The organism is Nocardioides panacisoli (assembly GCF_039537325.1).
Classification (GTDB): Bacteria; Actinomycetota; Actinomycetes; order Propionibacteriales; family Nocardioidaceae; genus Nocardioides; species Nocardioides panacisoli.
This window is the reverse complement of record NZ_BAABAH010000021.1, coordinates 18493-31727: the sequence shown is the minus strand read 5'-3', so window position 1 is coordinate 31727 and position 13235 is coordinate 18493. Positions and strand designations below refer to the sequence as shown.

At 73.6% G+C, this 13235-nt stretch carries 9 protein-coding genes; 4 read left to right on the top strand and 5 right to left on the bottom strand.

Going from position 1 to position 13235, the window contains the following annotated elements:
- Positions 1 to 10 precede the first annotated feature (10 nt).
- A complete protein-coding gene (locus ABD709_RS20200; protein ID WP_344778864.1) occupies positions 11 to 238 on the bottom strand; it encodes a DUF3107 domain-containing protein in 228 nt (75 codons plus the stop codon).
- A gap of 30 nt (positions 239 to 268) precedes the next feature.
- Positions 269 to 913 carry a TetR/AcrR family transcriptional regulator gene (locus tag ABD709_RS20195; protein WP_344778863.1) on the bottom strand — a complete coding sequence of 215 codons (645 nt, stop codon included), beginning with the start codon at positions 911 to 913 and terminating at the stop codon, positions 269 to 271.
- A 157-nt stretch (positions 914 to 1070) separates the two neighbouring features.
- On the opposite strand from ABD709_RS20195, the gene moeZ reads away from it, so the two are divergent.
- Positions 1071 to 2279 (top strand): adenylyltransferase/sulfurtransferase MoeZ, encoded by a 1209-nt coding sequence (moeZ, locus tag ABD709_RS20190; RefSeq protein ID WP_344778862.1) that lies wholly within the window; start codon positions 1071 to 1073, stop codon positions 2277 to 2279.
- A gap of 156 nt (positions 2280 to 2435) precedes the next feature.
- On the top strand, positions 2436 to 2732 hold the full coding sequence (locus tag ABD709_RS20185) for an MGMT family protein (RefSeq protein ID WP_344778861.1): 297 nt from the start codon (positions 2436 to 2438) through the stop codon (positions 2730 to 2732).
- A 24-nt stretch (positions 2733 to 2756) separates the two neighbouring features.
- Here the strand turns inward: ABD709_RS20185 and tpx are convergent, their stop codons facing one another.
- Positions 2757 to 3248, bottom strand: a complete 492-nt coding sequence (gene tpx, locus ABD709_RS20180) for a thiol peroxidase (protein WP_344778860.1) — start codon at positions 3246 to 3248, stop codon at positions 2757 to 2759.
- Positions 3249 to 3268: 20 nt separating this feature from the next.
- On the bottom strand, positions 3269 to 5746 hold the full coding sequence (locus ABD709_RS20175) for an SCO7613 C-terminal domain-containing membrane protein (RefSeq protein ID WP_344778859.1): 2478 nt from the start codon (positions 5744 to 5746) through the stop codon (positions 3269 to 3271).
- A gap of 486 nt (positions 5747 to 6232) precedes the next feature.
- Between ABD709_RS20175 and ABD709_RS20170 the strand changes: the two genes are divergently transcribed.
- Positions 6233 to 9469 (top strand): ATP-dependent helicase, encoded by a 3237-nt coding sequence (locus ABD709_RS20170; RefSeq protein ID WP_344778858.1) that lies wholly within the window; start codon positions 6233 to 6235, stop codon positions 9467 to 9469.
- Entirely contained in the window at positions 9466 to 12741 is a 3276-nt protein-coding gene (locus tag ABD709_RS20165; RefSeq protein WP_344778857.1) for an ATP-dependent DNA helicase, read from the top strand. Before ABD709_RS20170 ends, ABD709_RS20165 begins: the two co-directional genes overlap by 4 nt.
- Here the strand turns inward: ABD709_RS20165 and ABD709_RS20160 are convergent.
- Positions 12710 to 13225 (bottom strand): OsmC family protein, encoded by a 516-nt coding sequence (locus ABD709_RS20160; protein ID WP_344778856.1) that lies wholly within the window; start codon positions 13223 to 13225, stop codon positions 12710 to 12712. The two genes, ABD709_RS20165 and ABD709_RS20160, sit on opposite strands and share 32 nt — an antisense overlap.
- Between the last annotated feature and the right edge of the window lie 10 nt (positions 13226 to 13235).

The following is a 13235-nucleotide window of genomic DNA, read 5'->3' as shown; positions in this document are numbered from 1 at the left end:
CCGGCGAACCTTACGACCTGAAGCCCACCTGGCCGGCGGTGCTGCGGCCGATCTCGATGTACGCGAGCTTCGCGACGGGCACGACGACGCGCCGCCCCTTGGCGTCGGTGAGGCCGAGCATCCCCTCCGAGGAGATGGCGTCGCTCACGAGCTTCTCGATCGCCTCGGTGGTCTCGTCGACCTCGATGACGAGCTCGCGGGCGACGTTCTGCACGCCGATCTTGACCTCAACGGTCATGCTTCCAACTCCTGTGGGGTTAGCGGTGAGCTACTGCTCGTCGGTCAGGGGGTAGCCGCGGATGCCGCGCCAGGCCAGGCCCGACACCAGCGCCACGGCCTGCTCGCGGGTCAGCTGGCCCAGGCCCCCGTCCTCCTTGAGCCAGAACCGGGCGCTCACCTCGCCCATTCCCACCAGGGCGACCGCGAGCAGCCGGGCCGCCTCCTGGGGGAGCCCGGTGTCCTCGCGGATCACGCCGGCGATCAGGTCCGCGCACTCGGTCGTGACCCGCTCCACGTGGCGCCGGACCACCGGCTCGTTGGTGAGGTCGGACTCGAAGACGAGGCGGAACGCGCCGGTGTCGTGGGCGACGTACTCGAAGAACGCGTCCATCGCGGCGGCCACGCGCTCCTTGTTGTCCTTCGTGGACTCCAGGGCGGCGCGGCAGTTCGCGATCATCGTGTCGCAGGACTCGTCGAGCAGCGCGAGGTAGAGCTCGAGCTTGCCCGGGAAGTGCTGGTAGAGGACCGGCTTGGAGACGCCGGCACGCTCCGCGATGTCGTCCATCGCCGCGGCGTGGTAGCCCTGGGCGACGAACACCTCGAGGGCGGCGGACATCAGCTGCGCCCGGCGCTGCCGCCTCGGCAGGCGGACGGCGCGGGGCCGCTCCTCGACGCCGTACGACTCCCTGACCACGTGCGGAGCCTACTCGCTGGTACCCAGGTCCGGATGACGGGACGGCGCACGGGACGTGTCGGGCCGCGCGGAACCATGGAGGGCGGGGAACACCCGCGTCCGTGCGCGTGTTGTGCGTCGTGTCGCAGACCCGAAGATCCCGACGAGGAGTTGCACCGTGAGCTTTCCCGCGCTGGTCGAGCCGGCCGCCGAGCTGACCATCGACGAGGTACGTCGCTACAGCCGCCACCTGATCATCCCCGACGTGGGCATGAGCGGGCAGAAGCGGCTGAAGAACGCCAAGGTGCTGGTGATCGGCGCGGGCGGCCTCGGCAGCCCGGCGCTGATGTACCTGGCCGCCGCCGGCGTCGGCACCCTCGGCATCGTCGAGTTCGACGAGGTCGACGAGTCCAACCTGCAGCGCCAGATCATCCACGGCCAGTCCGACATCGGGAAGCCCAAGGCGGTCTCGGCGAAGGAGTCCGTCGCCGAGATCAACCCCTACGTGAACGTCGTCGTCCACGGCGAGCGCCTCGACAACGACAACGTCTTCGAGATCTTCAAGGGCTACGACCTGATCGTCGACGGCACCGACAACTTCGCGACCCGCTACATGGTCAACGACGCGGCGTACTTCCTCGGGATCCCCTACGTCTGGGGCTCGATCTACCGCTTCGACGGCCAGGCCTCGGTGTTTGCCCCCAAGCAGGCCGAGGACGCGCCGTGCTACCGCTGCCTCTACCCCGAGCCGCCGCCGCCGGGCATGGTCCCCTCCTGCGCCGAGGGCGGCGTGCTGGGCGTGCTCTGCGCGAGCATCGGCTCGATCCAGGTCAACGAGGCCATCAAGCTGCTGACCGGCATCGGCGACCCGTTGGTCGGCAAGCTGATGATCTATGACGCCCTCGAGATGGAGTACCGCAAGCTGAAGGTCCGCAAGGACCCCAACTGCGCGCTGTGCGGTGAGAACCCGACCGTGACCGACCTGATCGACTACGACTACTTCTGCGGCGCGGTCTCCGACGAGGCGGCCGACGCCGCGGCGGACGCGACGATCACGGTGACCCAGCTCGAGCACATGCTCAAGGAGCGGGCCGAGGGGAGCCGCGACTTCGTGCTCGTCGACGTGCGCGAGCCCAACGAGTACGAGATCAACAAGATCCCCGGCTCGGTGCTCATCCCCAAGGGTGAGTTCCTCAACGGCAACGCGCTCGCCCAGCTCCCGCCGGTCGACTCCGGCAAGCAGGTCGTCATGCACTGCAAGACAGGCGTGCGGTCCGCGGAAACGCTGGCGATCGTCAAGGGCGCGGGCTACGACGACGCCGTGCACGTCGGCGGCGGCGTGGTCGCCTGGGTGAACCAGATCGACCCGTCCCAGCCGGCGTACTGACCGCTCGGGGCGCGGCACCGCCCGTCACACCCGTAACCGGGCCGCGGGTCGGTCGTTGTCCTGATCGAAGTCTTCTCGAGCGTCTTCTCGCACGAGGGAGCTACCCGAGGGCCCCGTGATCCGGGGCCCTCGGCGATTTTTGGCACACTGCATGGCGTGGACGAGGAGTACGTCGAGCGGGTCCTCGAGATCGTCGAGCGGATCCCGGCCGGCCGGGTGACGACGTACGGCGCCGTGGCCGCCGTCGTCGGCGGCGGGCCGCGGCAGATCGGCACGGTGATGGCCCACCACGGCGGCCCGGTGCCGTGGTGGCGGGTGATCCGCGCGGACGGCACGCTGCCGCCCAGCCACCAGGGCGAGGCGCTCGACCGCTACCGCGACGAGGGCACCCCGTGGGACAGCAGGGGCCGCGTCCGAATGCGCGACGCCTTCTGGGACCCGGGAGCGGAATAGGCCCCGCAGTGGGGCCAGACGCTTTCAGCCGAGGGCTGCGACCGCGGCGTCGTAGTCGGGCTCGGTGCCGATCTCGGGCACCAGCTCGGTGTAGGCCACGTTGCCGGACTCGTCGACCACGACGACCGAGCGCGCGAGCAGGCCCTCGAACTTGCCGTCGGTCAGCCGCACGCCGTAGTCGTCGCCGAAACCGGACCGGAATGCGGAGGCGGCCGTGACGTTCTCGATGCCCTCCGCGCCGCAGAACCGGGCCTGCGCGAACGGGAGGTCCTGGGAGACGCAGATGACCTGGGTGTTCTCCAGGCCCGACGCGAGCTCGTTGAACTTCCGCACGCTCGCGGCACAGACGCCGGTGTCGACGCTCGGGAAGATGTTGAGGACGGTGCGCTTGCCCGTGGGGAGGGAGACGGCGCTGAAGTCGCTGCCGATCAGCTCGAACTTCGGAGCCGGGGAGCCGACGGCCGGGAGGTCGCCGGTGGTGTGGACCTCGTTGCCGCCCAGTGCAGTGGTAGCCATGCGGCAAACCTACCGGGGGCTCAGCGGAGCCGGCCGAGCAGCCCGACCGCGTGCCGCACCTCGAGCAGGCGGCGCTCCCAGGTGACGCCGACGACCACCAGCAGCGCTCCGCCGAGGCCCATCCAGGCCCACGCGGGCGCGTCGCCGGCGTACGGCCCGAGCTCGCGCAGCACGATCGCGGCACCGACACAGGCGCCGACCACGAGCGGCGCGCTCCAGCGCAGCGCCGAACCGGTGACGGCCATCGCGACGGCACCGAGACCGAGCAGGAGCGCACGCAGCGACGTGGGCTCGTCCAGCATCCACAGCAGCGACGGGACGGTCGCGAGCAGCAGGCCGGGCGTGAGTGTCGCCGCCGTCGTGGCTTCCGGACTCTCCCGGAGCCGCCAGACCCCGATGCCGAGCAGGGCGGCGGCGAGCGGCAGCGTGTACGGCTCGGGCGCATGGACCCCGAGGTCCGCGAGACGCACCCAGGAGGCGAGGAACAGCAGCGCACCGCCGGCCCACGCGGCATCCCGGCGGTGGTCGTTGACGAGCGCGGTGGCGGCGACCAGGAATCCGGCGACGGTGAGGTGCAGGGCGAGCGAGCCGGCCGGGTCGGCGGCCTCCGCGATGGCCGGTACGGCGCACAGCGTCCCGGCCAGCGCTGCCGGCACCTCGATCTCGACGCGCGCCCGTGCGATGGCGAGGACGCCGACCGAGGCGAGGACCGGCACTGCGCGCCAGGCCTCGTCCAGCGCGACCACCGCGGCGACCGCCTCGACCAGCGTGGCCAGGGAGACCGGCACCAGCAGGCCGGCGAGGACACGCAGGTCGGTGCTCCGTGCGCGCAGGTGGAGCGCGCCGGTCACCGCCAGCGCGGCAGCAGCGGCGGCCGCGGCGAGGACCGGCCAGGCGATGCCGGTGGCGACAGCGGCGGCGGCGGCGCCGAGGGCCGCCAGTCCGAAGCCGAGCTGCCGGCCGCCGTCGGCGGCGAGCGCGAGGAGTGACGCGGCCACCGCCGTCAGCACGAGGGCGATCACGGCGTACAGCACGGGGACGTCGTAGGAGGCGATCGTCACCGCGCCACCGGCGCCGGCGACCAGGCCGCCGGCCGCGGCCCAGGTCGGCCACGCGCGCCGCCCGGAGCTGTCGGCCGGAAGGAGCAGGGCGACCGCCACGAGGACGACGAGCAGCGAGGGCACCGTGAGCAGCGGCTCGGTGACTGCGGCGGCGCCCCCGAAGTGGTCGCCCGCAGCGCGTACGGGCCGCTCGACCGCGTGCCACCACCGCTCGACGGCGATGCCCGCCGTGACCAGCTGCAGCGCCGCGAGCAGGATCGCGCCGATCGCCGCCGGCGCGATCGCCGCGGGACGGAGCAGCCGGGGCAGGAGGGCGAGCGCCGCCGTCCAGCCCATCGTGATCAGCAGCGCGACCAGCTCGATCGTGCGCGCAGAGGTGTCGACGCACGGGACGGCGAGGGTCCCTGTCACGACGAGTGCGGCGGCCGAGGTGCCCCACCGCACGAGCTCGCGGTCGCGCAGGACGAGCCCCGGCACGACCAGGGCCGCCGCCGACGCGAGGAGCGACCAGCCGGTGCCGTCGACCCAGAGCTCGTGGAAGGTCGGGTTCTCGAGGGAGAGGGTGAGGCCGCCGAGGATGCCGATCGTCCAGGCGAGACCGGCCGCGCCGGCGGTGCTCCAGGCGAGCGCGGGCAGCCCGGTGCGCCGGGCGAGGACCGCGGCCGCGCCACCGAGGAGCACCCAGGTGTGGCTCGCGAGCAGACCGTGCGAGGTGATGCCGAGGCTGCCGAGGTCGGCCGTCGCGAGGCCGATGCCCGCGATCACCTGAGGCGCGACCAGGCGGGGCCGGCCGGCGACGCGGAGCAGGCCCGTGGCGGTCCCTGCGGCAAACAGCACGATGCCGGTGGCGGTGGCGATCGTGGCGTTCGAGTGGTGGCCGAACCAACCGGCGGTCCCGGCCCCGACGACGTCCAGGCCGAGCAGCCCGAGCGCGACCACGATGAGCGACTCGCCCGCCACGCGGAGGTCGAAGCGGTGCAGCAGCAGGGCCGCGGCTCCCGCGGCGCCGGTGAACGCGAGCAGCACGGCCGTCCGGCCGCCGACGCCGAGGTGCGACCACGCGACGGCGAGGAACGTGATGGCCGCGACGAGCAGGAACAGGGCGCCGAGCCCCAGCAGGATCTTCGGCACCCAGCCGAAGCCGATCCCGGAACGTACGGGCGGCAGTGGTGGCAGGGGCGGCACCACCGGCAGGCCGGGGGGCGCGGCGGACGGCGCAGGAGCGGCTGCCTGAGCCGGGACCGGGCCGGCGGGCGTCGTGCTGGCGACGCGGAGGGCGGCGACCAGGTCGTCGGCGTGGTGGAGCGTGCCGAAGAGCTCGACGGCGAGGGGGTGGCGGAGCACCAGCCCGCAGGTCGGGCAGGCGTCGACGCCCCGGGTCAGGTCGGAGCGGCAGTCCGGGCACAGGGCAGGGTCGGCGTAGCGCATGTCCACCATCTCCTCACGCTCCGCGCCGCCGGAGCATCGGTCGGGGACTCAACCGCGCTGAGTACGACTACTCACCCTACGGTCGTTCTCCACAGGCGTTACCCACAGTTTGTGGAGGACCGGGGCCTTCCTGTGGACACAGCGGGCTGCGATGTGGACGACACGCCGACGCGGCAGAACGGCGGGAAAAACCTTCGGTGAACCTCTTGCGCGGCTCCCCGCGGCGGGCATAGAACTGCTCCCACGCGCTCCTCCGGGAGAGCGGGATCTCTCCGGAAGGCGAGGATCCGAACGGCCGGTCGGCCCCGCAAGGGGACGCCGCCGCGTGGGCCAGGTGGCGTGGCTCGCGGGATCGGAGCCGACGGGTGATCGACCGGGAGCGTCACCAGTACCGGTCAACCTGAGAGGCCCTTGTTGCTCATACCAACGAGGGCCTCTCGCCATTTCCGGTCCCGGCTGTTTGCGTCGGGGGCGGCTGGTTGAGTGGGCGACGACATGACAGCGACGCACTACCACCTGGCCCCGCCGCCCGCCGCGACCGCGGCGCCGCGGCTCGACGAGGACCAGCAACGGGTCGTGGACCACGCCGGCGGCCCCTTGCTGGTGCTGGCCGGGCCGGGCACCGGCAAGACCACGACCCTGGTCGAGGCCATCGTCGACCGGATCGAGCGGCGCGGGGCGGACCCGCGCCAGGTGCTCGCCCTCACCTTCTCCCGCAAGGCCGCCGAGCAGCTGCGCGACCGGGTCACCGCTCGGCTCGGGCGGACCACCGCCACGCAGCTCAGCTCCACGTTCCACTCCTTCGCCTACTCCCTCGTCCGGCGCTACGCGCCTGCCGAGCTCTACGAAGGCCCGCTGCGCCTGCTGTCGGCCCCGGAGCAGGACGTCGTGCTGCGCGAGCTGCTCGCCGACCACCCCGAGTCGGTGCGCTGGCCTGACCGGTTCCGCCACGCGCTGGGCACCCGCGGGTTCGCGCGGGAGGTCCATGCGGTGCTCGCGCGCGCCCGGGAGAAGGGGCTGGACGGGGAGGACCTGCGCAGGCTCGGGGAGGCCGAGGGAGTCGCGGAGTACGTCGCCGCAGGGCTGTTCCTCGAGCAGTACCTCACCTCCCTCGACAGCCAGGGTGCGACCGACTACGCCGACCTGATCCGGCGGGCGCGGATCGAGGCCGAGGTCCACCGCGGCGAGCTGCGCGCGGAGCTCCGGCACGTGTTCGTCGACGAGTACCAGGACACCGACCCAGGCCAGGTCGCGCTGCTGCGCGCGATCGCCGGCGACGGCCGCGACCTGGTCGCGGTGGGCGACCCCCACCAGTCGATCTACGGCTTCCGCGGGGCCGACGTGCGCGGGATCCTCGAGTTCCCCACCGCCTTCCCGACCTCCGACGGCACTCCGAGCGGCGTGGTCGCCCTGCGCACGACCCGCAGGTTCGGGAAGCGGATCCTCGCGGCCTCGCAGCGGGTCGCCGGCCGGATCGGCCTCCCGGGGACGATCGACGAGGCCGCGCGGGAGGCGTTCCTCGCCCCTCGGACCGAGCCCGGGGCCCACGGCGACGGCACGGTGCACGTCGCCACCTTCGACACCGAGCGCGCCGAGGCGGACCATCTCGCCGACGTGCTCCGGCGCGCGCACCTGGAGGACGGCGTCGCCTGGGACGACATGGCCGTGCTCGTGCGCTCCGGGAAGGCGAGCATCGGCCCGCTGCGGCGGGCGCTCGGGGCTGCCGGCGTCCCGGTCGAGGTGGCCCGCGACGAGGTCCCGCTGGTCCGCGACCCTGCCGTGCTGCCGCTGCTCGACGCGCTCCGGGCGGTCGTCAACGCCGAGGTCACCGACCACGAGCAGGTCGGCTACGTCGACGCGGGCCGCGCCGAGGCGCTGCTGACGGGCCCGCTCGGGGGGCTCGACGCCGGTGACGTGCGACGGCTCGCGCGACAGCTCCGGGTCCGCGAGAAGGACGTCGCCCAGGCGACCCAGGGCACCCCGCGGTCCTCCCGCGAGCTCGTGCGGCTGGCCGTGCTCGAGCCGGGCCTGCTGGCCGGCCTCGAGGGCCCCGAGATCGACCGGGCGCGGGCACTGGCCGAGCTCCTGCAGCGGGTCCGGGCCGAGCTCGACGCCGGCGCGAGCGCCGAGGACCTGCTCTGGACGCTCTGGTCCGGCACGGGCTGGCCGCAGCGACTGCGCCGCTCCGTCGAGGCCGGTGGCGGGTCGGCGCGGCGCGCGCACCGCGACCTCGACTCCGTGTGTGCCCTGTTCGACGTGGCGGCTCGCGCCGGTGAGCGGCGCGAGCACCTCGGGGTCACGCCGTTCCTCGAGTCGCTCGTGCAGCAGGAGATCCCGGCCGACACCCTGGCGGAGCGGGGAGCGCGTGGCGCCGCCGTACGCCTGCTGACGGCGCACCGCAGCAAGGGTCTGGAGTGGCGGCTGGTCGTGGTGGCGCACGTGCAGGACGGCGGCTGGCCCGACCTGCGCCGGCGCTCCTCGCTGCTCCAGGCGGACCGGATCGGGTCCGACGGCATCGTGCCCGCGCTGACGGCGCGCGAGCTGCTGGCCGAGGAGCGCCGGCTGTTCTACGTCGCGTGCACCCGCGCGCGGGAGCGGCTGGTCGTCACGGCGGTGAGGTCACCGGACGACGAGGGCGAGCAGCCCTCCCGCTTCCTCGAGGAGCTGGTGCCGACGAGCGACCAGATCCGTCACGTCGTCGGCCGGCCCGCCCGGCCGTTGTCGATGAGCGGCCTGGTCGCCGAGCTGCGCCGCACGGCCGCCGATCCGGAGGCACCCGAGGGCCTGCGGCACGCGGCAGCCCGACGTCTGGCCCGGCTCGCGTCCGAGCAGGCCGGCACCCGGCCGCTCGTGCCCGCGGCAGACCCGGCCACCTGGTGGGGCACGCGCGCCGCCAGCCGGTCGGTGCGTCCGATCCGTCAGGCCGACGCCCCCGTGGCCGTCTCGGCGAGCCTGCTCGACGCGATCGCGACGTGCCCGACGAAGTGGTTCCTGGAGGGAGAGGCGCGCGGCGTCCAACGCCAGCACCAGTCGGCCAACCTCGGCCTGATCGTGCACGCGCTGGCCGAGCGCGTGGCGGACGGCTCGGCGCCCGCCGACGTGGAGGCGCTGATGGCCGCGGTGGCGAAGGTGTGGGACCGGCTCGACTTCCGCACGCCGTGGTCCAAGCAGCGCGAGCACGCCCGGGTGCGCGCGGCGCTCGAGCGCTACCTGGAGTGGCACGCCGGCAACCCCCGCCGGCTGCTCGCGATCGAGGCCAGGTTCGCGACCGTCATCACGATGGACGACGGCTCGCAGGTCCGGATCAACGGCTACGCCGACCGCGTCGAGCTCGACGCCGAGGGCAACGTCGTGGTCGTCGACCTGAAGACCGGTCGGACCGCGCCGTCGGGGCCGCAGGTGCGCGAGCACGTGCAGCTGGCGCTCTACCAGTACGCCGTGGACGCGGGCGCGCTCGACCGCCCGGAGGAGGAGCTCACCGAGCTGCGCAGCGGCGGTGCCGAGCTGGTGCAGCTCGGCCTCGAGGACGGCTCCGCCGGCGTGACGGTCCAGCAGCAGCCGCCGCACGTCGACGGCGGTGACGAGCGCCGCGGGCTGCGCGCGCGGATCGCCCACACCGCCCGGCTGCTGCGCGAGGAGCGGTTCCCCGCCACCCCGGGGGAGCACTGCCGTTCGTGCGGTTTCGTCGCGCTGTGCCCCGCCAAGAGCGCGGGCTCGGTGGTGGACCAGTGAGCGGGCCTCGTGAGGGTCGCCTCGCGACCTCCTCGACCACCGGCATCGACACGCCGGCCGACCTGCAGCGCCTGATGAAGGCGGACTTCCCGGTGAGTGAGGAGCAGTGGACCGCGGTCACCGCGCCGCTGGCGCCGGCCGTCGTCATCGCGGGTGCGGGGTCGGGGAAGACCACGCTGATGGCGGCCCGCGTCGTCTACCTCGTCCTGACCGGGCAGGTGCGGCCCGAGGAGATCCTCGGCCTGACCTTCACCACGAAGGCCGCGGCCGAGCTGCGGCAGCGGGTCCGCACCGCGCTGACGGCGGCGGGCGTGCTCGACCTGCGCGCGAGGCCTCGTGACGGTCGCTGCGCGACCTCCTCGACCACCGACGAGGAGGAGGTGCTCGAGCCGACGGTGGCGACCTACAACGCCTACGCCGCGAGCCTGCTCACCGACCACGGCCTGCGGATCGGTCACGAGCCCGACACCCGCGTGATCACCGACGCCGCGCGCTACCAGCTCGGCGCGCGGGCCGTCGACCGCTACGACGGCCCGATCGAGAAGCTCTCCGACCACCCGCCGACCGTCATCCAGAACCTGCTCGCGCTCGACGGCGCGATGAGCGAGCACCTCGTCGAGCCCGACCAGGTGCTCGAGCTCGACCTCGCCGAGCGCGCGTCCTTCCTGCGTGCCCAGGCCGCCGAGCTCGCCGACAAGGCCCGCAAGACCTACTGCGCCGCCTGCCAGAAGGCGATCGACGTGATCGACAAGCGGGCCGAGCTGCTGGGCCTGGTGGCGTCCTACCGTCGGCTCAAGCACGACCTCGGCCTGATGGACTTCAGCGACCAGATCGCGCTCTGCGCGCGCCTGGCCGAGGAGCAACCCGAGGTCGGCAGGATCGAGCGCGACCGGTTCAAGGTGGTGCTGCTCGACGAGTACCAGGACACGTCCGTCGCCCAGGCGCGGTTGCTCGCGCGGTTGTTCGGGGAGGGCCACCCGGTGATGGCGGTCGGCGACCCCAACCAGGCGATCTACGGCTGGCGCGGTGCCTCGGTGTCCAACATCCTCAACTTCCCCGAGGTGTTCCCGGCGCAGAGCGGCGAGGTCCCGGTCCTGCCCCTCACCATCAACCGTCGTTCGGACACCCGGATCCTCGACACCGCCAACCGGCTCGCGGCGCCGTTGATGCGGAAGTACGCCGACCGGGTCGCGCCGCTCCGGCACGGCTCGGCCGCCCCGGGCTCGGTGCGGGTGCGGGTGTTCGAGACCCACACCGACGAGCTCGCCTGGCTCGCGGCGGAGGTCGGGGCGACCCACCAGCGCGGGGTCCCGTGGTCGGAGATCGCGGTGCTGAGCCGCGACAACCAGCACGGCGAGGCCGTCTTCGACGCCCTGACGGGCGCCGGCGTCCCGGTCGAGATCGTCGGGCTGTCCGGCCTCGTGCGGCTGCCGGAGATCGCGACGGTGGTCGCGACCCTCAAGCTGGTCCAGGACGTCACGGACAACGCCTCCCTGCTGAGCCTGCTCGCCGGACCGCGGTGGGCGATCGGTCCGCGCGACCTCAAGCTGCTGGGCGACCGGGCGTTCGAGATCGCGGGGCGCGGCGGCCGCGACCTCACCCTCGACACCCTGCACGAGCAGCTGGTCGGCATCGCCGACGGGATCGACCCTGCCGAGATCCCGTGCCTCGACGACGCGCTCGCCGATCCCGGGGATGCCGACTACTCGACCGAGGCGCTCGAGCGCTTCCGGCTGCTGCGCGACGAGCTCCGGCTGCTGCGGACCTCGGTCGGCGAGCCGCTGCTCGACCTGGTCCGGCGCATCGTCGACGTCACCGGCGTCGACGTCGAGCTCGCGTCGTCGGTCAGCCCCGCAGCCGCAGCGCGTCGCGACAACCTCGACCTCTTCGTCAAGGCGGTCGCCGACTTCCAGGCCGTCGACGGCGATGTCACCCTGCCCGCGCTGATCGCGTGGCTGACGGCCGAGGACGAGGCGGGCAACGGGCTCGAGGTGGCCACGCCGTCGGAGGCCGACTCGGTCAAGCTCTTGACGGTGCACCGGTCCAAGGGCCTGGAGTGGCACACGGTCTTCTGCGTCGGCGTGGGGGAGGGCCGGTTCCCGAGCACCCAGGGGCGTTCGCTCTGGACGTCCTCTCCGCCGGTGCTGCCGGCGCCGTTGCGGGGCGACGCACCCGACCTGCCGCAGCTGCAGGGCTACGACAAGGCGGCCCTCGACGCCTACCGCGTCGCGACCCGCGACCACGAGGCCGAGGAGGAGCTGCGGCTCGGCTACGTCGCCTTCACGCGGCCCGCCCACGTCCTGTGGGTCACCTCGTTCCTGTGGAGCACGCGGAAGACGCCCTACGGGCCGTCGGCCTTCCAGGTGCAGATCCGCGAGCTCTGCGAGGAGTGGGGTGAGCCGGTGGAGTGGCTGGACAAGCCGGAGAAGGGCGCGGTGAACCCGGTTGACGCCGTCGACCAGTCCCGGCCCTGGCCCGTGGAGGGCGTGGGCGCCGAGGCCGCCCGGCGTCTCGCGGCTGCCGCGCTGGTGCGGGCGGCGGACCTGTCTGCCCCCGAGCCCGAGCTCGACCTCGTCGAGTCCGCCCGGGTGGCGGAGTGGGACGCCGAGCTCGACCGGCTGCTCGCCGAGGCGCGTGCCGAGCGGAGCAGCGACATCGCCGTGCCGATGCCGACGTCGGTCTCCGCGACGGCCCTCGCCCGCCTGCGCGACGACCCGGAGGCGTTCGCACGCGACCTCGCGCGCCCGATGCCGCGGCCGCCGGCGCCGGCGGCTCGGTTCGGCACCCGGTTCCACGCGTGGGTCGAGACCAGGTTCGGCCAGCCCCAGCAGCTCAGCCTGTTCGACCCCGACGAGCTCGAGGGCCGCGCCGACGCCGGCCTCGACGACGTCGCGGAGGAGTCGGAGCTCAAGGAGCTGATCTCGACCTTCGAGGCCGGCCCGTTCGGCACGCGGGTGCCGCTGGCGGTGGAGGCGCCGTTCGCACTCGTGCTGCGCGGCCAGGTGGTCCGCGGCCGCATCGACGCCGTCTACGCCGAGGACGACGGCTACCTGGTGGTCGACTGGAAGACCAGCGCCCGGCAGAACGCCGACCCGTTGCAGCTCGCCCTCTACCGGCTCGCGTGGGCCGAGCTGCAGGGGGTGCCGGTGGAGCGGGTGCGTGCGGCGTTCTACTACGTGCGGTCCGGCGAGCTGGTCGAGCCCGGGGACCTGCCGGGCCGGGACCAGGTCGAGGGTCTGCTCACCCTGTCGGCGACCGACGGACGACCCTGATGGCCGGCGGCTGCGCGAGGCTCTGGCCGACGACGCAGTAGCGCTCGGTCGAGGTCGCGATGCGCTCCAGCCGGGCGTCGTCGGCGTCGGTGTCGACCGTGATCGTGACGACGACGTCGCCGATGCCGACCGGCACCTCGCGATCGAGCCCGAGGGTGCCGCGGGCGTCCCACGTGCACTCGGCGGTCAGCTCGACGTCGTCGGTGCGCACGCCCATCGCTGTCGTGACCGCGCGGAACGTGACGCCGGCGCAGCCCAGCAGCGCCTCCATCAGCAGGTCGGCCGAGCAGGCGTCGCTGCCGTCGCCGCCGGTGGCGGGGTGCTGACCCGCGCGCACCGGACCGGCCCACCCGTCGACGGTCGTCGTGATCCCGGGATCGCGGTGGTCACCGGTGGCCCGCGAGGTGACGAGCGCGGTCGCCGGATCGGCCTTGTACTTCTCCTTGAGCGGCGCCTGGCGGGCCCGGAGCTCCTCTGCGTCCATGCCTCATGGT

Coding starts and splice junctions, on each gene's coding strand:
- ABD709_RS20200 (WP_344778864.1), bottom strand. CDS start 238: ATGACCGTTGAGGTCAAGATCGGCGTGCAGAACGTCGCCCGCGAGCTC.
- tpx (WP_344778860.1), bottom strand. CDS start 3,248: ATGGCTACCACTGCACTGGGCGGCAACGAGGTCCACACCACCGGCGAC.
- ABD709_RS20175 (WP_344778859.1), bottom strand. CDS start 5,746: ATGGTGGACATGCGCTACGCCGACCCTGCCCTGTGCCCGGACTGCCGC.
- ABD709_RS20170 (WP_344778858.1), top strand. CDS start 6,233: ATGACAGCGACGCACTACCACCTGGCCCCGCCGCCCGCCGCGACCGCG.
- ABD709_RS20160 (WP_344778856.1), bottom strand. CDS start 13,225: ATGGACGCAGAGGAGCTCCGGGCCCGCCAGGCGCCGCTCAAGGAGAAG.